Source organism: Microcoleus anatoxicus (assembly GCF_042465725.1).
Taxonomy (GTDB): domain Bacteria; phylum Cyanobacteriota; class Cyanobacteriia; order Cyanobacteriales; family Microcoleaceae; genus Microcoleus; species Microcoleus anatoxicus.
The window spans coordinates 4,174,434-4,194,913 of record NZ_CP120853.1 but is presented as its reverse complement, the minus strand read 5'-3'; the positions used below and the strand labels follow the sequence as shown (position 1 = coordinate 4,194,913).

18 protein-coding genes and 1 pseudogene are annotated in these 20,480 nt (G+C 44.4%); 7 read left to right on the top strand and 12 right to left on the bottom strand.

The window, feature by feature from the left end; all coding sequences use genetic code 11:
• Positions 1–102: 102 nt before the first annotated feature.
• On the top strand, positions 103–306 hold the full coding sequence (locus P2A85_RS18125; protein WP_377474418.1) for a hypothetical protein: 204 nt from the start codon (positions 103–105) through the stop codon (positions 304–306).
• 137 nt (positions 307–443) lie between these two features.
• Here P2A85_RS18125 and P2A85_RS18120 read toward each other — a convergent pair whose 3' ends face one another.
• Positions 444–719 (bottom strand): hypothetical protein, encoded by a 276-nt coding sequence (locus tag P2A85_RS18120; RefSeq protein ID WP_371115860.1) that lies wholly within the window; start codon positions 717–719, stop codon positions 444–446.
• 169 nt (positions 720–888) lie between these two features.
• Between P2A85_RS18120 and P2A85_RS18115 the strand changes: the two are divergent.
• Positions 889–1,457 (top strand): annotated as a pseudogene (locus P2A85_RS18115) (Na+ dependent nucleoside transporter N-terminal domain-containing protein); the annotation flags it as partial.
• Between the two features lie 152 nt (positions 1,458–1,609).
• Here the strand turns inward: P2A85_RS18115 and P2A85_RS18110 are convergent.
• Positions 1,610–1,747: a hypothetical protein gene (locus P2A85_RS18110; RefSeq protein WP_377474416.1), complete on the bottom strand. Its 138-nt coding sequence runs from the start codon at positions 1,745–1,747 to the stop codon at positions 1,610–1,612.
• 2 nt (positions 1,748–1,749) lie between these two features.
• Here P2A85_RS18110 and P2A85_RS18105 point away from each other — a divergent pair, with 2 nt between their 5' ends.
• Positions 1,750–2,364, top strand: a complete 615-nt coding sequence (locus P2A85_RS18105; protein WP_377474414.1) for a DUF3318 domain-containing protein — start codon at positions 1,750–1,752, stop codon at positions 2,362–2,364.
• Positions 2,365–2,640: 276 nt separating this feature from the next.
• Positions 2,641–3,075 carry a response regulator gene (locus tag P2A85_RS18100; RefSeq protein ID WP_377474412.1) on the top strand — a complete coding sequence of 145 codons (435 nt, stop codon included), beginning with the start codon at positions 2,641–2,643 and terminating at the stop codon, positions 3,073–3,075.
• 16 nt (positions 3,076–3,091) lie between these two features.
• Here the strand turns inward: P2A85_RS18100 and P2A85_RS18095 are convergent, their stop codons facing one another.
• From P2A85_RS18095 to P2A85_RS18065, 7 genes are all read right to left on the bottom strand, one after another.
• Complete coding sequence (locus tag P2A85_RS18095) at positions 3,092–3,661, bottom strand: hypothetical protein (RefSeq protein WP_377474410.1); 570 nt, start codon at positions 3,659–3,661, stop codon at positions 3,092–3,094.
• Between the two features lie 2 nt (positions 3,662–3,663).
• Positions 3,664–5,349 (bottom strand): AAA family ATPase, encoded by a 1,686-nt coding sequence (locus tag P2A85_RS18090; RefSeq protein WP_377474408.1) that lies wholly within the window; start codon positions 5,347–5,349, stop codon positions 3,664–3,666.
• Between the two features lie 17 nt (positions 5,350–5,366).
• A complete protein-coding gene (locus tag P2A85_RS18085) occupies positions 5,367–6,509 on the bottom strand; it encodes a DNA cytosine methyltransferase (RefSeq protein WP_377474406.1) in 1,143 nt (380 codons plus the stop codon).
• Between the two features lie 96 nt (positions 6,510–6,605).
• The gene (locus tag P2A85_RS18080; protein WP_377474404.1) at positions 6,606–7,397 is read right to left on the bottom strand and encodes a Uma2 family endonuclease; all 792 of its coding nucleotides are present in this window, start codon (positions 7,395–7,397) and stop codon (positions 6,606–6,608) included.
• 129 nt (positions 7,398–7,526) lie between these two features.
• The gene (hisS, locus tag P2A85_RS18075; protein ID WP_377474402.1) at positions 7,527–8,852 is read right to left on the bottom strand and encodes a histidine--tRNA ligase; all 1,326 of its coding nucleotides are present in this window, start codon (positions 8,850–8,852) and stop codon (positions 7,527–7,529) included.
• A gap of 130 nt (positions 8,853–8,982) precedes the next feature.
• Complete coding sequence (locus P2A85_RS18070) at positions 8,983–9,273, bottom strand: hypothetical protein (RefSeq protein WP_377481560.1); 291 nt, start codon at positions 9,271–9,273, stop codon at positions 8,983–8,985.
• Between the two features lie 35 nt (positions 9,274–9,308).
• Positions 9,309–9,584 (bottom strand): LuxR C-terminal-related transcriptional regulator, encoded by a 276-nt coding sequence (locus P2A85_RS18065; protein WP_377474400.1) that lies wholly within the window; start codon positions 9,582–9,584, stop codon positions 9,309–9,311.
• A 90-nt stretch (positions 9,585–9,674) separates the two neighbouring features.
• On the opposite strand from P2A85_RS18065, the gene P2A85_RS18060 reads away from it, so the two are divergent.
• Both P2A85_RS18060 and P2A85_RS18055 read left to right on the top strand, forming a co-directional pair.
• A complete protein-coding gene (locus tag P2A85_RS18060) occupies positions 9,675–9,827 on the top strand; it encodes a hypothetical protein (RefSeq protein ID WP_377474398.1) in 153 nt (50 codons plus the stop codon).
• A gap of 90 nt (positions 9,828–9,917) precedes the next feature.
• Complete coding sequence (locus P2A85_RS18055) at positions 9,918–10,898, top strand: carbohydrate kinase (RefSeq protein ID WP_377474396.1); 981 nt, start codon at positions 9,918–9,920, stop codon at positions 10,896–10,898.
• A gap of 123 nt (positions 10,899–11,021) precedes the next feature.
• Here P2A85_RS18055 and P2A85_RS18050 read toward each other — a convergent pair whose 3' ends face one another.
• Both P2A85_RS18050 and P2A85_RS18045 read right to left on the bottom strand, forming a co-directional pair.
• Complete coding sequence (locus P2A85_RS18050) at positions 11,022–11,849, bottom strand: SWIM zinc finger family protein (protein WP_377474394.1); 828 nt, start codon at positions 11,847–11,849, stop codon at positions 11,022–11,024.
• Positions 11,850–12,026: 177 nt separating this feature from the next.
• Positions 12,027–16,079 (bottom strand): SNF2-related protein, encoded by a 4,053-nt coding sequence (locus P2A85_RS18045; protein WP_377474392.1) that lies wholly within the window; start codon positions 16,077–16,079, stop codon positions 12,027–12,029.
• A 350-nt stretch (positions 16,080–16,429) separates the two neighbouring features.
• Here P2A85_RS18045 and P2A85_RS18040 point away from each other — a divergent pair, with 350 nt between their 5' ends.
• A complete protein-coding gene (locus P2A85_RS18040; protein ID WP_377474390.1) occupies positions 16,430–18,583 on the top strand; it encodes a polyribonucleotide nucleotidyltransferase in 2,154 nt (717 codons plus the stop codon).
• A 484-nt stretch (positions 18,584–19,067) separates the two neighbouring features.
• On the opposite strand, the gene P2A85_RS18035 is transcribed toward P2A85_RS18040, so the two are convergent.
• Complete coding sequence (locus P2A85_RS18035) at positions 19,068–20,291, bottom strand: Rid family detoxifying hydrolase (protein ID WP_377474388.1); 1,224 nt, start codon at positions 20,289–20,291, stop codon at positions 19,068–19,070.
• Positions 20,292–20,480 lie beyond the last annotated feature (189 nt).

The window sequence follows — 20,480 nt, the reverse complement described above, 5'->3', positions numbered from 1 at the left end:
TAAAATTATAAAAAAAAATTGAGCGATTCCCCAAAACCACCTAATAATCTGGATTTTGTGATGAATTTAAAAACAGACTATTTATTATTTGAGAGACCAACCATGTCAACCACACAAACTCAAGATTCCCCATTTTTAACAGAAGAAATAGTCGATCAAATATTTGCGGACGGGGAACTGACTCGTGCTGACAGACAGCGGATTAAGTTAATGCTTTTAGATGAATCCATCGACGAACATCAATTAATTCTCATCGAAAGAGTGATGGCCGGCGTAGTCCAGGGAGTGCTTGATGTACTGTATTAATTAATATATATATTCATCCAGATACCCTTTGTCTGTTGAGTAAACTACAGATTTCCGGTAGGAACTTAGACCAAACCTAAGTCCCTACTCCTGTGCACTTGATTTCCACCTAGAGAAAACTACTATTACTTGAACTTTCAGAAATCATCTGAGTCGTCAGTGGTGCTCTCATCGCGACGCACAAGCTCCGAAGGAGGGCGATCGTTACTCCAGGCCCACCAAACACCATCGCACTGACAGCGATAAAATTCCTGCCACTTGCGACGGTTGAATTCGGTGTATACTGGCGATCGACGATTAATCCATACCTCCTGCGCCTCCGTGCAGCTAGCACCGCATTTCGGACAGCAGAATTGATGAGCGTGAACTGCTGTCGCAGTCCATTCGGGAGGAATTGGAGCAAAAGCTTCCATGTGTTCGAGTTTAGATTAAACTGCTGGTAATTAAGGCAAATCAAGGGTTGCGAAAGCTCCGCAGAACTCGTACAGTTAATTTTTTTGACATTTGCCCTCAAATGAAGAGTATAACTGATTTGATATAAGGCATCAGCCGATATTCTCAGATATTTCAAGGACTAGGGTCATGTCTATTTACAACTTTATCTCATTTCTGGGCATTTTTGGCTTATGCGCGATCGCCTGGATGTTTTCCGAAAACCGCAAACCTCAGTATATACCGTGGCGGGTCATCATCTGGGGTATTGGGCTGCAATTACTCTTAGGATTTTTAGTGTTCCTCTTTCCCCCAACTCGCATCGCCCTAGAGTGGTTTACTAGCTTACTTGATGGCGTATTTACCGCGGCTGATGCGGGGGCGAGATTTGTATTCGGCAAAAACATTGTACCCATAACAGGCCAGGAACCTCCAGTTAATTTAGGATATATTTTCGCCTTTCGAGCTTTGCCAACAGTGGTGTTTTTTCAGGCCTAATGGCTTTGCTTTATAACATCGGTGTTATTCAAGTTATAACCGAAGTTTTCGCCAAAATTTTTTATATGACCATGCGTTTGAGTGGCGCAGAAGCACTCAGCGGTGCTGCCAATATTTTCGTAGGCATTGAAGCAGCAATTGTGGTCAAGCCTTACTTGCCGAAAATGACTCGATCGGAACTTTGTGCCATCCTATCTTGCTGTTTTGGGACTAAGGAATCATATCGTTTCCGGTTCCATCGGAATGATTTAACCACAGAGAACACAGAGAACACAGAGAGATTAGAGAGAAATGAATACAGGACGATGAAGAGAGGAATTGATATCAAGCCTCTCTCCCCCATCTCTTTCTTCCTGATTCCTGAATTTCCCCCCTAGGGGGGGTGACTTCTTCCTTCTTCCTTCTTCCTTCTTCCTTCTTCCTTCTTCCCTCTTCCTTCTTCCTTCTTCCTTCTTCCCTCTTCCCTCTTCCTTCTTCCTTCTTCCTTCTTCCCTCTTCCTTCTTCCTTCAATTATGAATCCCGAACCAGAAATTCGCCGCCTGTTAGATGTGATGCCAGCCTCCGGCCGCATGATGTGTAAAATCATTAATAAGCCACAGCAATCAAAGGTAATAGACTGTCAATTTCCTTTACCTTGGAATCGCAATCGACCAATTTATATTAATTTTGATCTGTGGAAGTTGCTGTCTAAGCAGCAGCGAGATTTACTAATATTACGCAATGTCAGTTTTCTGGGAAATGTTCAGTGGTTTAAAGTCGATATTTATCAAGGGGCAGCTCTGGCGGGAGTTGTCGGAACAGTGGTAGAATTATTGCAGGGAGATGCGATCGGCACTGCGATCGCCGGCGGTTTGACGGGACTTGCTGTAACTCGAATTTGGCGGGACAACCGGAGTTCCCAAGTAGAGTTAGAGGCTGACGAAGCGGCGATTAAAGTAGCTCTCCGGCGCGGTTACAGCGAAGAAGAGGCCGCCAGACATTTACTATCGGCGATCGAGGCTGTAGCGCAAATAGAAGGTTCTGGGTTGGATTTTAATGCTTTGATTCGGTGTCAGAATTTAAGGGCGATCGCCGGGATTTCTGCGGTAGGTGTGCCTGATAGTATAGCTGAAGGAAAAAGGTTTTAGGAATGAAAATTTGGGTTCAAAGGGCGATCGACCTCACTCAAGGTTCACCAAACTCATATAGCGATCGCAAATCATTTGTAAATTTCTTGCTCCCTCCCCTTGCTAAGGGGAGGGCTGGGGTGGGGTCGAAAATTTACGATTCATTTGCGAACGCTATATTACTTCATATCTCTTGACATAATCAGGGCATTAATTCATATTTTCTCCATTTTCTTCGTCTAATCTGAAACTGTCGGCGATCGAGTTGACCATCTGACACTCAAAGTGAGCAAACCTATGATCAATATGCTCTGTTCAAATCAAGTTATCCAGAACAATCACTCGGAAACTATCAATCCAACTACCAAACGCATTTTAGTTGTAGATGATGACGAGTCTATCCGGGAAGTTGTGGCTTTTTGCTTGCAAAAATTCGGAGGTTGGGAAGTTTTAACTGCCTCATCAGGAGAGGATGCTTTGCATCAAGCCAGTACGGAACTTCCCGATGCGATCGTTTTAGATATGATGATGCCTCAAATGGATGGTTTTACTTTTTTACAATACCTGCGATCCAATCCAATAACCGTATTCATTCCTGTGGTACTATTAACCGCAAAAACCCACTTACCCGAAAGCTATCTGTTTCCTAAGCTGGGTGTAATAAAGACTATTTATAAGCCATTCTTCCCTTTAGAATTAGTTCAAGAAATTGACCTGGCTCTTGAATTGTAAAACTATATTTAACTAATTAAGCTATTTTTACCGCACGAGCGATTAAAGGTGCTTTCTTTTCTAAACCTTCTAGATTTAGTTCTCCATCTAGATACATCCGATACCACTCCTGACGTTGTTCTATCACCCATTCACTATTCTGAAGTTGTAACTTTTTGATTGTAAATTCAGCTCGTTGGCGCTTGTGGGAAGGCACCAAATCAGTCAAAACTAACTGACAAGAAGGGAGAATAATTTCAAACCAATTATCTTCTACTTCAAAAGGGTCGAGAATTTGTCGATCGTAAGTTCCTTTGCAGCTATTTACCCGTTGCAAAGCATAGCGATAGTTTTGCCATTCATAAATCAAATGGCGGTTTTCTGCTTTACTTTTACTCAAATAATGATCGACAGTTCCCATCCGACTCGGTATGTACATAACTGAATAGCCACAAAGATTTTGGAACCCTTTAGCTAATGCGGGTTTTAAGGTAGACCAAAAATCTTTTGGTTCTTTCCCAGGATTGTTAACTAACCAATTATTGCCTGCTTTTCGCACCTGTTGCTCAAAATCCGGTGGTTCCGGTGGCGGAGTAAATCGCATCATATTTACTCTACCTCGGTGCTCACAATCCATCGCGGCCAAAAGCGATCGTGTTCTGGTAAAACTCGCAGGAGTTCCTGATGAATTTGCTCTTTAGTTCTTAGGTATTCAGGAAAAGTGTCCAGGCTTTCTCCTCGCATGAAGGTATACGCAGCATCAATCGCTATTTCTGCTTCGCGGGAACGAGCCTGTTTCAACCCAAAAATATCGGAAGTTAGCCAACCAACAGCATCCCCATGTTTTGTCCAAGGAACTTGATTAAGAGTTACATCTTTACCCTGTAACTCAAACAAAAATAACTTATCTTGTTCCTCATCAAATTGAGGCTCAATAGAGGCAAGTACCAGAGGAGAATGAGTAGTCGCTATTACTTGAATTTTTATCTTTTTTTTGATATTTATAGCGACTTCTAAGATGGCGGGCAGAATAGATCGTTGCCACTGAGGATGTAAGTGAGCTTCAACCTCATCCATCAGCAAAATCATCTGATCCACAGGTTCTTGCTGTCGCAGCTTAGATGCTAGCGTGTGTTCGTACCAAGCCCACACCAGCAAGTAAGCTAATCCTAAAATACGTTTTATTCCTGCTGATGCGTAGATGACAGGGACATTACCGTAAGGTAAATTAAGTGTAGGAATATTACGAACATCCTCAACAGAAACTCGCATTGGCTCTCCCGGTTCCATCCATTCATCTGCATGGGGAGCAAGTTGCTGAATTACGTGGGATAAAAGTTCAAATTGGGATCTATCGGGTTGACGTTGCCAATTTACCCAATCGTGAATTAAACCATTACATAGGACTTTATCACCTACTCTTAATCCATTCCAGAGGCTATCGCTAGTAAAATGATAAGAACTTGAGGGCTGGCGAGTAGAATCGAAAACTGAAAATCCATCAACACGGATATAAATAATCAAGCTTTTCAAACTGGGAGACCTTCGCAGATTGAGCCATTTCTGATCGGAATAACTAAATAGACTTCTGTACTCCTCAGAGTCTTTTTGATTGCTCAAAAGAGATATAATTTCTGGTGTCTCTCCTTCTACTTGTTGGGGAAAAGCAGGATGTTCAGACCAATTTCCGGTTAGTACCCACCACGCAACATCCAACAAAAAGGTTTTTCCCAAACCGTTATCTCCGGTAAATAAATTAATTCGTTCACCAAACTCCACATCGAATTGTGGGGCTGAGCCAACCCATTTGATGTGAAGTTCTTTCAGCATTTTGTGCTGCATAGACACATCAAATTCTAAGTAGTAGTCATAATCCGATAATTTATACAGACGGATATAGTCTCTACCGTACTTCTGCAATGTCTCGCTAGTAACGGGTTCAAATTGTTTCAGAGCACCACTTTGTTCTAACTTACCTTTTATCCAGCGGCCGAGAATTTTTAAGTCATTCTTGGATCTAAAGTTTTTATAATTTGCTCCTTGAGTTTGGCAATCAAATGTTAAACCATCATCTGTATGAGCGAGAAAATTACCTTTTGGGTAGATAGGATCGCTTATTGTTTTTGTATCCACAATAAGTTCAACTTCGTACCAATCTCTTGGGATAACTTTACCAGATTTATTGGCGCGCCCTTTGCCAAAAAAAGTATTGAGATTTGATTGCTGCTGTTTATCAACTCTTGATAATGATATGTCCACATAGGGCGTTTCTGGAGTTATGGTAGGTATGGACATTAAGTCACCTCACTTGACTAAACATTAACCGTCAATTGTAATTGCTGTTCAGAAGCTTCTGATTCTGCGTGTTCTAATCGTTCTTTAATTGACATTAATTGCAATTTTTGATTTAATTTGTGTAAATCGACTTTCTGATAATCCTCTTGAAATAAGGGAATCAGTGATTCAACAACTTCAACTATTCCATCGGGCGGAACTGCATTGCCAATTTGTCTTCTTACTTCTGTAATAGAACCTTCAAACACAAAATTATCGGGAAAACTTTGTAACCTTGCTCTTTCCCTATTTGTCAATGAACGGGGTTCGGGATAATGATATCCCCAAGTACCACCACCACCACCAGCAATAATTGTAGCACAGGGTTTATCTGGATGAATTCGCCGATAAACGTGACTGATCATGCCTTTTACATAGTAGGGACTATCTTTGGGAATATCAGTAAAATTCCCTCCCGGTTTGATGCGACTCAAAATTTCAATGGTTCGTGGCTGAATTTTCTGATGTTCTTGATTATATTTGACTTTTTCGACATTTTTGAGTGCTTCGCCGGCAGTTCGATAAGGGTAATTGCGATTTTCACCGTATTTGGGCTGAGGATGTACAAAGTTAAATCCTGTATCCATCCGAATGCCAACTAATAATAGTCTTTGGCGAAATTGGGGGACTCCGTAATCTGCAAAGTTGTAGAGTTTGGGTTTGACTAAGTAGCCGGGAGCGATACTTTCAAAGTCGGAAATTATTTGTTTGATTGCTTGATAATTATTGGCGCTTAATAAGCCTTTGACATTTTCTGCTACAAAAGCTTTTGGCTTTTTTTTATTGACAAAATCGAGAAAGTATGTGTATAAATTGCCTCTGGTTCCTTCCAGTCCTGGACGTTTCCAAATCATGGAAAAGTCTTGACAAGGAAATCCTCCTATACATATTTCTGCATCTGGAACTTGGGTAATGTCTATATTTTCTATGCTGTCATTGACGATGACATCGGCGATATTTCTGCTGAATGTTTTGCAGGCGTATTTGTTAGAGTCGATCGCCCAAACTACCTCAAATCCGGCTTTATGGAATGGCAAGTCCATGCCGCCACAACCTGAAAACAATGATATCAGTTGCGGTTTTTTTTTCCAGGCGATCGGCTTGAGACGTTCGATTAACATATTAGTTCGCAGTAGGACTAGGGCTGGCTGAATGCCAGCACCACAAGATAGTAATTATACCAAAATATAGTCGAATTCGACTAATCAATTGGTATTTCACTCTTCATCATCTAACTCGATCCCGGCTTGACGCAGTTTTTCGGCCAACCTTTGGGCGCGGAGTCTTTCGCGATCGGCCCGCTGACGTTCTAATTCAGTTCGCTGACGTTCTTGTTCAGTTCGTTCCTCCGACCATAACAATAACTCACCTGCTGCATTCCACCACCTCAACCAGCAGCCTGTTCTCCCTTCGTGGGTTCCTTCCCACATTCCTAAAAACAAGTCTAATCCCGGTATCCAATAACGTCCATTTTCATCGGCTTTTTGTCGATTATAGTGCTCTGATTCTAAAGCATGAACTTCTAAATGAGCTGTTTTCGCTCGAAATATAACGTATCTGGGGACTTTGATTACTTGCTCATAAAAAAACCACTTTCCCACCCGCGAGGTAAATTCTACAGAGTATTCTTCTCCATAGGTTTCTGAGAGAAATTCGATCACGATTTGAGGAATTATCCCTTCTGTGTGTGGCGTGTAACTGCGGCGGACTTGCGAGACATTTTGGGGATTGACGGGTTTCACGTACATCCAGTCGGGCGCTTTGCAAATAGTTCGCTGTTCGTCGGTGGCTGCTTCTGGGAAACTTATGCCGGCACAAAGGGCAAAGTTGGAAACAATTAAAGCATCCTGGATTAATTCGGGAAATTCTGTTAGGGGCTGGCGCAAAGCTGCTGCTAACAATGGTTGGCTTTCATCTTCCACGGGGTCGTCTGGTAGTTGGAAATCGTCTGGTAGTAGCGGCCAGGTGATTGTGAGTTGGGTTTTAGGATTTTTAGTTGCTACAGTCATAGTTTATCAGAGGTTATAGGGGTTTAATTTTTAATTATATCTTTTTGTTTTTGGGATTAATGTTAATTGCGAGGCGGAGCCTCTGGATCTGCGTTACCAGGCGCTTAGCCTGGTAACTAGAGGTTTTCTTCAGTCCGCGCACCATCCGGACTTTGTTTGTGTAGACGCGGTTTCAACCGCCGTCTTATCTTTGATCTTCTGCTGTAGTTCATCTGTCATGGCTAGTAGTTCTGATTGACCGATCGCACTTTGTTCACCACTGGCCAACCACTTCAATTGTACCGTCTCGTTTTCCGCTTCCGCATCTCCCAAAACTAAGCACCCAACAGCACCACTGCGATCGGCTCTTTTAAACTGTTTCCCAAAAGCACTGCCGCTCAAATCGATTTCGACGCTAAACCCCGCACCACGCAATTTTTGAGCTAACAATACCGATTGCTGTTCGGCTTTTTCACCCCTGGATACCAGATAGAAATCCAACTTCGGCGCGGGTAATGGTTGCAATTTTTGCAGCAGGATAATCAACCTTTCCATACCCATTGCCCAACCGACTGCCGCCGTATCTGGTCCGCCCAATTCCTTTACTAAACCATCGTATCTGCCACCTCCACAAACTGTGGCTTGCGCGCCTAAATCGTCGGAAATAATTTCAAACGCAGTATAGGTATAGTAATCTAAACCGCGCACTAATCGGGGATTTAACTGATAGCTAATTCCTAAATTTGTCAGCATTTGCTGCACTTGCTCGAAGTGCGATCGCGATTCATCACCCAAATAGTCCAAAATACTCGGCGCGCCTTTGACAATTTCCTGAGTCCGCTCATTTTTGCTATCCAAAATCCGCAGCGGATTGCGAGTTAAACGGTCTTGGGAATCCACATCTAATTCGGATTTGTATGGTGTAAAATAATCGATTAAGGCTTGCCGATAATTTTGTCTATCTTCCTTGTTTCCGACAGAGTTAATATCGAGGCGCAAATTTTTTAAACCAAGAGTTTGAAGGATGTCGCAGGCGATCGCAATTACCTCCACATCTGCACGGGGATTCGCACTACCCAAGACTTCTACGCCAATTTGATTAAACTGCCGCTGTCTTCCTTCTTGGGTGCGTTCGTAGCGAAACATCGGCCCAGTATACCACAGACGCTGGACGTCACCCGCCGCGTACAAACTATTTTGAATAAAAGCTCGAACTACTCCGGCTGTACCTTCTGGCCGCAAGGTACTCGATCGATCGCCTTTATCTTTAAAGGTGTACATTTCTTTGCCCACAACATCGGTTGCTTCGCCGATACCGCGTTCAAATAAGGATGTTTGTTCAAAGATAGGTGTCCGAATTTCTCGATAAGCAGCTTTGGTTAAAATTGTTCTAGCGACTGCTTCGATGTTTTGCCAATACTCAATTTCAGCGGGCAAAATATCCCGCGTTCCAGGTAAAGTTTTAATTGCACTCATTTTGTTAGTAAGTTGTCAGTAGTCAGTAGTCAGTAGTTAGTTGTCAGTAGTCAGTAGTTAGTTGTTAGTTCCAATTCCCAATTCCCAATTACCAATGCCCAATGCGCCATGCCCCATGCCCAATTCCCAATTACCAATTACTAATAACTAATGATTCCCAAGATCCGTAGCGATCGCCATAATAAGCCAAAATGCGATCGACCCGTTCGCGATCGGCAAAATCGAACCCTTCAGGATACTGAATCCACAAAGCCCCAACTTGGCTGTCGTTGTAATCAAACTGCTGCGACTGCTGTGGAATTAAACCGGTTTCCACCCCTTCAACTTGACGCAAATGGGCCGCCACTTCGCGATACACCGCCAGTGGTAATCCAGGGCATTGAATTTGATACCGTAGTTGTTTTTCTTGTGCCGTTTGCATCATTCCTTTGTATGTCCCCAACAATTGAGCCCTACTTAAGATACTTCTTTATCGATCGGTCCTGGTAGAGGGCAGCAGTTAATATTGTCTAAACATACCTTTCCCCATTGCAAGGCCCAGCGCACCAGTGTGACTCGATTGTCAGCCCGCGTCTTACTCAAGATATTGCTAATGTGGTTGTCAACTGTACGCTTGCTAATCTCCAACTTTTCCGCTATTTTCTCATTAGTCAATCCCGCCGCGACTAATTCTACCACTTGTAATTCTCTGTCTGATAGGGTGACAGGGATCTGAGAAACGCTCCCACTCATAAATTTTTCCTATGTCTGCATATTTACCTATCTATAATTCTAAAGGATGGAGGATCAAGTAAGAATAGAAAAATTAAATCTTTTCGTGCTATGGTTCCCCCAGATGAGCAATTGCAGTCGATCGAGCATCACGTCCTCCCAACGGAGTGCCCACACCGGGTGTCAGTACACGCACTTGATTCCTGTGTAATAGATGTCTTCCAAACAGATAGTCAACAACAAGCAGGCGGTGCCGCGATCTGAAGGGTCGAAGGGATGCCTGTTCCACAGGAATTATGGGAGATTTATAATGACCAGTCTGGTCTTGTCTCAAATCTCAAATCTCAAATCCCTATGAATTATCCTCGCGTACTCTGTTTGGGTGAAATCTTATTTGACTGTCTCGCAGAGCGATCGGGACTTTCCCTAGAAGAGGTAAAATCTTGGACACCCTATCCCGGTGGTGCCCCAGCGAATGTTGCCTGTGCTTTAGTTAAATTGGGGCATAGCGCAGGATTTATTGGTGCTGTGGGTGGGGATGAATTGGGTAACTCCCTCGTGCAGGTATTGCAAGAAATAGGAGTTGACACCACAGGAGTGCAGCGCCACCCGACAGCACCGACACGACAAGTTTATGTATTGCGAAATGAAATGGGCGATCGATTTTTTGCCGGTTTTGGCGATGCAAACACTGCGGAGTTTGCCGACACTCACCTCATCGCCGCCCAAATACCAGAGGTGCTGTTTGAAAATGCTGATTTTCTAGTGTTAGGTACTTTAGAATTAGCTTATCCAGATAGTCGAGAGGCGATCGAAAAAGCAATTGAACTAGCAGAAAAGTATGACGTAAAAATTATACTAGACATCAATTGGCGACCAGTGTTTTGGCAAAATCCAGAGGAAGCAAAATCACTGATTAAAAAACTTTTCACAAAAATTGATTTTCTGAAATTATCGGAAGAAGAAGCGGAATGGCTGTTTGAAACTACCGACGCTGGAGCTATTACCTACCGCCTCCATTCCCCAGAAGGAGTTTTAGTCACTGCGGGAGATAAAGGTTGTTCCTATTGTATCTCGGAGAATGAAGGAAAAATCCCCGCTTTCAAAGTAGATATTGAGGATACCACTGGTGCGGGTGATGGATTTGTGGCTGGTTTTGTCAGCCAGTTGTGCAAGGTAGGAATTCAGAATTTAGCCGATGCAGAAGTCACCAAAAAAGTGGTTACTTATGCCAGTGCAGTAGGTGCCATGACGGCAATGAAACCTGGTGCAATTTCTGCTCAACCAAGCGCCGCTGAAGTAGAAGCTTTCTTGTACTTGTACAAAAATTATTAATATCAAATCCTCTCTTCATTAGCCCAAAAGAAGCCTTGAGATAAAATATTTTTATTTGTTGCTTGTCTCGGCAGAGCATTTCGCGGTAAGATGCTTTTAAGGCAGAACAAGCCAATACTACATTTAATCTCCTTCACTGCGTTTTAGTGCTGCGAAAACTGCTTGCTGACTAACAGTTTGGTAGATTTTGCTAAAATGGTGCTTGAGTGCATCGGAGGCAGGGGATAATTTACTGGTAGTACCTTTTCCGTCAGTGGCGAGGGGCATTGGCCCTAAAATATCTAACACTGTTTCGCTACTCGGTGGTGGTACAATTACTACTAGAGATGATTCTAGTTGTTGGTTGTATTCCCAAAAGCGATCGACTTTAGGTAATTTGGCATTTTCAGTTGGGGAATTTTCCCCTGAATTTAGTTGTGTATTGTCTTTGGCTTCTGTACCTCGTCTTTGGCGGAGTGCTGTCAGGATTTGTTCTTTGGTTCTACCCCGCATTTGAAACAGCACGAAGGGGTCTTCGCTGAAGCGATCGCCCAATAAGTAGTACACTGCACTTATGTGTTTGCAAGGGTTTTTGGGATCGGGACAACTACAGCGCGATCGAATATCGGACAAACTTAACGGAAATAGGGTTTTCCCGGCCGCTGCGAACACATCTTCAATATTGTGTGGCATTTCTCCAGCTAATAATTTTGCTGAAAAAATAGCTCTTTGTGACATATTTTCAATCACATATTCCCAATCTTCATCTGTTAGTGGATCGAGTCCTAAAGAAACTTGATAGGGTTTGGGATCGGTACCTTGAACGAGGGCAATTACTTCTCGATCGGGAAATTTAATGCTGAGAACTTTACCTTCCCGCGCATATTGCCAGCCGCGTTCTAACCGCTTTTTGAAGCGGTAGGTATTGATTAAATCAAGCCATTGTTGCGTCCACCATTCTCTGTCAATCATAAGCCGAAGGAATAAGGAAGAAGGAAGAAGTCATATCAATTCCGGTTGTATCGGAATGATTTAACCGCGAAGGCGCGAAGTACGCGAAGGAAGAGAAGAGAGAGTTTAATACAGGACGATGAAGAGAGGATTTTATATCATATCAAATCCGGTTGCAAAGGAATAACGAAAAAAGCTTTATTCTTCATCACTAGATTCTATGATAGCATTGCGATCGAGAATTAGTAAATTCCGAAGTTGGTCTGTATCTAACTCGGTAATCCAGTTTTCTCCAGCACTGACTACTTGTTCAGCCAAGGCTTTCTTGCTTTCAATCATATCATGAATTTTTTCCTCTAATGTGCCAGTACACACAAATTTATGTACTTGAACATTCCTGGTTTGACCAATGCGAAATACCCGGTCAGTCGCCTGATTTTCTACTGCTGGGTTCCACCATCTGTCATAGTGGAAAACATGAGTTGCTCTGGTCAAATTAAGACCAGTACCGCCAGCTTTTAAGGATAAAATCATAATCGGTGGACCTTGGGGGTCGTGCTGGAAGCGATCGATCATTTCTTCCCGCTGTTGCTGCTTGATTCCACCATACAAAAACAGAACTTCTCGACCTAAATGCTTTTCTAGATGTGGTTTGAGTAGTTTTCCCCATTCGGCAAATTGAGTGAAAATTAAAGAGCGATCGCCCTCAGCGACAACTTCTTCTAACATTTCCAACAACCGCTGCAATTTCCCCGACTCGTGACTCTTAATTGCCAAAGATTTAGGGTTTTCTTTAGCTGTCAAAAGAGCCGGATGATTGCAAAGTTGTTTGAGTTTTACTAACAAAGCCAGAATCATGCCCCGGCGCTGAATACCTTCGGCAGATTCCAATTCTGCTATTGACTTTTCAACTATTTGCTGATATAATGTCGCCTGTTCAGTAGCTAATCCACAAAATACAGTCATTTCCTGTTTTTCGGGCAAATCCTGGATGATTGACTTGTCAGTTTTGAGGCGACGGAGGATAAAAGGCCGCACGAGCGATCGCAAACTCTGTAAAGATTCCCTGTCTCCATACTTCTCAATAGGAATCGCAAATCGGCGCTGAAAGAAATTGCGAGCTCCCAAATATCCCGGATTCAGAAACTCTAAAATAGACCACAATTCTTGCAGTCTATTTTCCACCGGAGTTCCTGTCAGCGCAATTTTAAAAGATGCTTCAATTTGTCGGACTATTTTCGACTGCTGAGACTCCGAATTTTTAATATTTTGCGCTTCATCCAAAACCAATCCTTGCCATTTAGTGTTTTGAATTTCCTTCGCATCACGAAACACTAAAGAATAACTGGTAATAATTAAATCTTTACCCTTAATTGCCGTAGCAAATGCTTTACCTTTAGCGCGTTTTTCTCCGTGATGCAGCAATACTTTTAGTGTCGGGCCAAATTTCTTGACTTCCCGTTCCCAATTACCCAATACCGATGTCGGACACACCAGTAATGTCGGCCATTCCAAGGAATTGTTTTCTTGTAAATGTAGGAGAAAAGCAATTAGTTCGACCGATTTTCCCATCCCCATATCATCCGCGAGACAAGCGCCCAAACCCCATCTTTCTAAGAAAGCCAACCAGCCAACTCCTAGGGCTTGATAAGGCCGCAATTTTCCTCGAAAACTAGCCGGCGCGATCGCACTTACGGCCTCATTATTATTTAAAGTATTCAACAACTCCTGAAGTTGACCAGTGGCTTCAAAATTCACCACCGGCAGTTTCTCAATTGTCTGAGAATCACCATTCGCCAAACGCAAAGCATCTTCCAAAGAAAGAGTCATTTGCTCTTTGCGACTAGCAAAAAAAGTTTGAGCAGCCCTGACATCCGGCGCGCGCAATTCCACCCACTCGCCGTTAATTTCCACCAAAGGGGAATTCAATCCTACCAATCTGTCAAATTCAGCCTTAGAAATGCGCTGTCCGCCGATCGTCAATTCCCACTTAAAACTTAACAGACTTTGCAATCCTAACCCCCCCTTGCCCCCCCTTACTAAGGGGGGGTTAATTTCTGGAGCGCCCCCCCTTACTAAGGGGGGGTTAATTTCTGGAGCGCCCCCCCTTACTAAGGGGGGGTTAATTTCTGGAGCGCCCCCACTTAGTAAGGGGGGGTTAATTTCTGGAGCGCCCCCACTTAGTAAGGGGGGGTTAATTTCTGGAGCGCCCCCACTTAGTAAGGGGGGGTTAATTTCTGGAGCGCCCCCCCTTACTAAGGGGGGGTTAATTTCTGGAGCGCCCCCCCTTACTAAGGGGGGGTTAATTTCTGGAGCGCCCCCCCTTACTAAGGGGGGGTTAATTTCTGGAGCGCCCCCCCTTACTAAGGGGGGGTTAATTTCTGGAGCGCCCCCCCTTACTAAGGGGGGGTTGGGGGGGGTAGTTTCGGCTTGAATGCTCAAACCCAAACGACTAGCCCAACCATCAGTATGAGACAAACTCGGTGGCAAAACTACGCCCAATCCGCTGTCAGTGAATCGCCAAGCCACAGACTTGATAAAATTGTAAGCATCTAAGGGTTTTAACAGACAACAGTGAGGGCGCTGTGCTTGCAAACTAGGTTCAATTAACGGATAAAGTTTTGAAGCTAAACCCAAGCCACTGAGCAAAGTTTCTTGAGGTAGTTGTATAGTCCTGCCTGCATAATTCAAACTCTCCACAGAATTGTTCCAAACAGTTCTCGCATCTACCAAAAATTCGTTTTCTTCTACTGCTTGCAAACAATAATTTAAACTCCATTCAGTTTTACCAGGGGAGGGCGGTATCAGTTGAAAACAAGTGCGAAATTGATTTTTTTGAGAGAGTGCATTTTGCAGTGGTGCTGTCCAAGCACTCAGCTTGGTTGCCAACTTTTCTAAAGCCGCTGATTCTGCTTGAACTATCCCAGATTCCTGCTGCAAAGATTGCAGCCATTCGCGGGTTGGAGAAACTGTTTTGATTTCTAAATTTGAGCCCATATTTGAGCTAATAGCCGATCGCACTTGACTGTCTAAAACACTGCTCAAAAATCCCAAAATCAACTCCTGAGCATCCATCGGCAAATCCACGGCTAAAGCCAATTGACTTCTTTCTTTCCCCTCTTGGGGGAGGTTAGACTTCCCCTCTCTTTCTTTCCCCCCTTGGGGGAGGTTAGACTTCCCCTCTCTTTCTTTCCCCCCTTGGGGGAGGTTAGACTTCCCCTCTCTTTCTTTCCCCCCTTGGGGGAGGTTAGACTTCCCCTCTCTTTCTTTCCCCCCTTGGGGGGGGTAGGGGGGGGTTAACTTCCCCTCTCTTTCTTTCCCCTCTTGGGGGAGGTTAGACTTCCCCTCTCTTTCTTTCCCCCCTTGGGGGAGGTTAGACTTCCCCTCTCTTTCTTTCCCCCCTTGGGGGAGGTTAGACTTCCCCTCTCTTTCTTTCCCCCCTTGGGGGAGGTTAGACTTCCCCTCTCTTTCTTTCCCCCCTTGGGGGGGGTAGGGGGGGGTTGACTTCCCTTGATATGTTCGACAAGCCGTCGGCATTTGCTTGCTAAAAGTAGCAAGACGAAGTTGATCTGTAGAACTATCTAACAGAGGTTGCCATTTAGCAATAGCCGAACCGTCAGACTGTATGTCTAAGGCAGGTAAAAACTTGCATCTGGCCAATAAATCTAAATTCCATCTAGCAATATAAGACCAAAAACGCAAATCTGAACCCACAAAAGAGTCAGTTGCTGTGCTATTGAGCGGTATTGCTTGCAAGAAAATAAAAGCTGCTTGAGGATTGAGACAAAATCCCTCTATCTCCCAGGGAAAAAGGTAAAGATTGTCATTGTCTTCTGCTGTCAATGTTGCTGCCGAGTGCTGTGGTAACACCAGATTGATGTTAGATGTGGAGATTTGGGTAGGAAGTGCGATCGCCCTAATTTCCCGGCGAATCGATGAGTTTTCGGCTGTCACTTCTGGGTTGTGATTTTTTGTCGATCGCCTAATTTTTTTGCCTTTTTCCTGTGGAGTTTCTGCCGTCACTGAGCTTAGTCCAAGTGAGGTTTCCGGTAACAGCCAATGCAGTTTACCAGACTGGTGCAAAGAAATTAGGAAAGTTTTTAACTCAGACTCAGTCATTGCCAAGGGAAAGCGAAGACTCATCCCCAATTCAATAGTATCGATTGGTTCTATTTTGCGCCAAGTTTCTGCCCAAATAAATAAACAACTTTCGGACTCATTTATAATCCAACTACCGTGTAAAATTGCCATATTATTAATATATTGGTTATTTGTTATTGGTTATTTGTTATTGGTTATTTGTGTTTCAATCCCTCAGCCACATCCTGGGGCTTATCTCCTGTCTTCAATGCCGGAACCAGACTTTGCCCCATGCCCAGACGAAGATCCTACCACCTATTTCAGAGATGCGACTGGCGATCGCCCAATCGACCCCAAAATATCAAACAAACTTCGAGAGTATAATTACTCATAATTTCGGCGCAAAACCTCGATCGAACCACAATTATTTAGTCTCTTTTCCCCGCTTCCTCTCAAAGCCCTGTGGTTAATGTTACGATCCCGACAGAGAAAGAATGTGGTAGATAAGGAAGCAGTGCTACATGGTAGAGATAGACAAGTCAATATCCTTTGATGGACGGGATATTAGACTGAAGATTGGTTTACTAGCGCCTCAAGCAGGCGGTGCAGTTTTGATTCAGTCGGGTGACACGGCGGTTTTAGTGACGGCAACTCGCTCTCAGGGGAGAGAAGGAATTGATTTCCTGCCCCTGTTAGTGGATTACGAAGAGAGACTGTACGCAGGTGGTAAAATTCCCGGTGGATTTTTGCGCCGGGAAGGGCGTCCCCCAGAAAAAGTGACTCTCACGGGCCGTTTGATCGATCGACCGTTGCGTCCGCTATTTCCAAGCTGGCTCAGAGACGACATCCAAGTCGTCGCCACAACGCTGTCGATGGACGAACAAGTACCCCCAGACGTTTTGGCGGTGACAGGGGCTTCCGTAGCGATATTGCTAGGGAAAATGCCCTTTTATGGACCCATGGCCGCAGTCCGAGTTGGTTTGGTAGGAGACGACTTCATCATCAATCCTACCTACAGCGAAATCAAAGAAGGCGAATTAGATTTAGTGGTGGCGGGTTCTCCAGATGGAGTAATCATGGTGGAAGCCAGCGCTAACCAATTGCCAGAACAGGATATCATCGAGGCGATCGACTTCGGCTACGAAGCAACCTGTGACTTGATTCAAGCCCAACGGGAAATCATGGCAGAATTGGGCATAGATTTGGTGGTGGAAGAACGGCCATCCCTAGACTCAGCCCTGGAAAACTTTATTCGCGATCGCGCCGAAGCCCCAATCCGCTTTATTTTGTCTAAATTTGAACAAGACAAAAATCAGCGCAACGCAGCTTTGGACGAAGTTAAGGCAAATGAAGTAGAATCTGCGATCGCCGAACTATCCGAAGACGATCCGGTAAAAGTAGCCGCCACCGCCAACAGCAAGGCGATCGGCAACGTTTTCAAGGACGTCACCAAAAAAATGATGCGCAAGCAAATCGTCGAAGATGGCGTCCGTGTAGACGGCCGCAAGCTAGACGAGGTGCGACCCGTTTCTTGTCGCGTCGGCGTGCTCCCTTCAAGAGTACACGGCAGTGCGTTGTTTAATCGGGGCTTGACTCAAGTGCTGTCGGCAGCAACCCTGGGAACCCCAGGCGATGCCCAAGACTTAGCAGACGACTTGCACCCACAGCAAGACAAACGCTACCTGCACCACTACAATTTCCCGCCCTTTTCCGTGGGAGAAACCAAACCCATGCGATCGCCAGGACGCCGAGAAATCGGTCACGGAGCCCTAGCAGAACGAGCCCTAGTCCCAGTGTTGCCATCAAAAGAAGACTTCCCCTACGTGATTCGCGTAGTATCGGAAATTCTCTCTTCCGACGGTTCCACCTCCATGGGTTCCGTTTGCGCCTCAACCCTAGCCCTCATGGACGCAGGCGTACCCCTGTCCCAACCAGTCAGCGGCGCAGCAATGGGGTTAATTAAAGAAGGCGATGAAGTCCGAATTTTGACTGACATTCAGGCAATTGAAGACTTTTTAGGCGACATGGACTTCAAAGTAGCCGGTACCGACACCGGGATTACTGCTTTGCAAATGGACATGAAAATCAAAGGTTTACCCTTAGATGTGATTGCCAATGCCATCCGCCAAGCCAAACCAGCCAGACTGCACATTCTAGAAAGAATGCTGTCAACCATCGACACTCCCCGCAAGGAAATGTCGCCCTTTGCACCGCGTTTGCTAACCCTGAAAATCGACCCCGAATTCATCGGTTTAGTAATTGGACCCGGTGGCAAAACCATCAAAGCCATCACCGAAGAAACCGGTGTCAAAATTGACATCGAAGACGACGGAACCGTGACAATTGCCGGCAACGACAGCGAAAAAGCAATGCGGGCTCATAACATTATCCAAGGCATGACACGCAAGTTGAATGCAGGAGACGTGTATGTTGGCCACGTTACTCGGATTATTCCGATCGGCGCTTTTGTGGAAATTCTGCCCGGAAAAGAAGGAATGATTCACATTTCGCAGTTAGCCGACTACCGCGTTGGCAAAGTGGAAGATGAGTTAGCTGTCGGCGACGAAGTGATTGTCAAAGTGCGAGAAATTGACAATAAAGGTCGGATCAATTTGACCCGATTGAATATTCATCCTGACGAAGCGGTTGCCGCCCGTGAAGCGTTGAATAAATAGTTGACAGTTGACAGTTGACAGTTGACGGTTGACGGTTGATAGTTGACAGTTGACAGTTGACAGTTGACAGTTGACAGTTGACAGTTGACAGTTGACAGTTGACAGTTGGTAATTGGTAATTGGGTAATTACTAATTGCTAATTGCTAACTGGTAATTGAGATTAAGTCTGATTGTTTCAGATTGATTTAGGAGTAGGGTGCGCGACAGCGACAGATCGACAAGTGCGATCGGCTGTGGAAGTTAATTAAAGTCGCGCACTTTCCCCTCAGTATCATTCGGCGGTTGAAACCGCAACTACACAAACGAAGTCCGCCTACGCGGACTGAAGAAAATATGAAGTATGCTTAGAGGGAGGCATAAATCAATATCAACCATCTCTCTTCTCTCCCTCTGTGTCCTCTGCGTTCTCTGCGGTTAAATAATTCCCATATAACCAAACCCCCGACAGATTGAACGAGTCGGGGATTTAATAAAAAGAGGAAATCAAATCACCGCAATACAATCAATCTCAACTAACACATCCTTCGGCAAACGCGAAACCTCTACACAAGCGCGCGCCGGTGCAGTTTCCTCATCAAAATACTTCCCATAAACCGCATTCACAGCAGCAAAATCATTCATATCTTTGAGAAACACCGTAGTTTTTACGACATCCAACCAAGTCGCGCCGGCTTCTGTGAGAATGGCTTCGAGATTTGCCATAACTTGTTCAGTTTGTTTTGCCACGTCGTCAGTGTAGACAATATCATTTAGTCTAATGTCGATCGCAATTTGGCCAGCTACAAACAGCATAGTACCCGAAGCGGCGATCGCTTGATTGTAAGGGCCGACGGGTGCGGGTGCTTTGTCAGTACGAATAATTTTGCGTGTCATAGATGTCACTTTTTGGGATTTTAGTTGAGAGGTTTCTGGTTTGTAAAATTCTCCATCGGGCATGATTGTACCAGTGAAGTCTGCATTTTTGATGTTCATACCATAAGTTTTGGCATCAGTCAAATCTGCTCTCTTAAGCTTAGCACCCTCCAGATTTGCTCGGATCAAATTAGCTCTGTGAAGACCTGTCCTCTCTAAATTTGCACCCCGCAAACAAGCGTTTCTCAGATTTATGTCTGTCAATTCGGCTCCAGCTAAATCGGCTTCTGCTAGATTGATACCCGACAAGTCCTTTTGAGATAAATTGACACCGCGCAGCTTGGCTCCCTGAAGATTAGTATCTTTGATGGTTATGCTAGTTATATCTGCCCGACTTAAGTCTGCTTCAGTCAAGTTTGCTTTAGTCAGGTTTGCACTGTTAAGTTTAGCTCTACTCAAACACACTTCAATCAAAGATGCTTCAGTGAAGTTTGCAGAAGCTAGTTGGGCATCACTTAAGTTTGCTTCATTCAAGTTGGCATTACTAAAATTAGCAGAATTCAAATTGGCTTTACTCAAATCAGCACCGCACAAATCTGCATCAGTAAAGTTTGCATAAGAAGCTGCTACTAACCCGATCAAATTTGCACCTTTTACAGATGCCTTCGTGAGGTTTGTACCATTAAGGGTTGCTCCCGTTAAGTTGGCCTCATTCAACTCTGCTGCTGTCAAGTTTGCAGAGCTTAAGTCGATCCCACTCAAGTCTGCACCTTTGAGGTCTACACCTCTGAGCATAGCTGAATGAAATTGTCGTTCGCCTTTAGCGTATCTTTCTAAAAGTTCTTCAGCATCCATAAATAACCTCGATCGCCCTTCTATACACCCCACAAATTAGCCTACCACCAAAACCAAACGCGCCTGGGCAAAAATCCGGTTTGTTAACGGAACTCATTTTGGGGGTAGGGATACGGCATTGCCCATTAGTGTCAACAATCGCCTGAAATCCTTGGTATCTCTCGCTTTTACCTAAGTCTAGACCCCCCT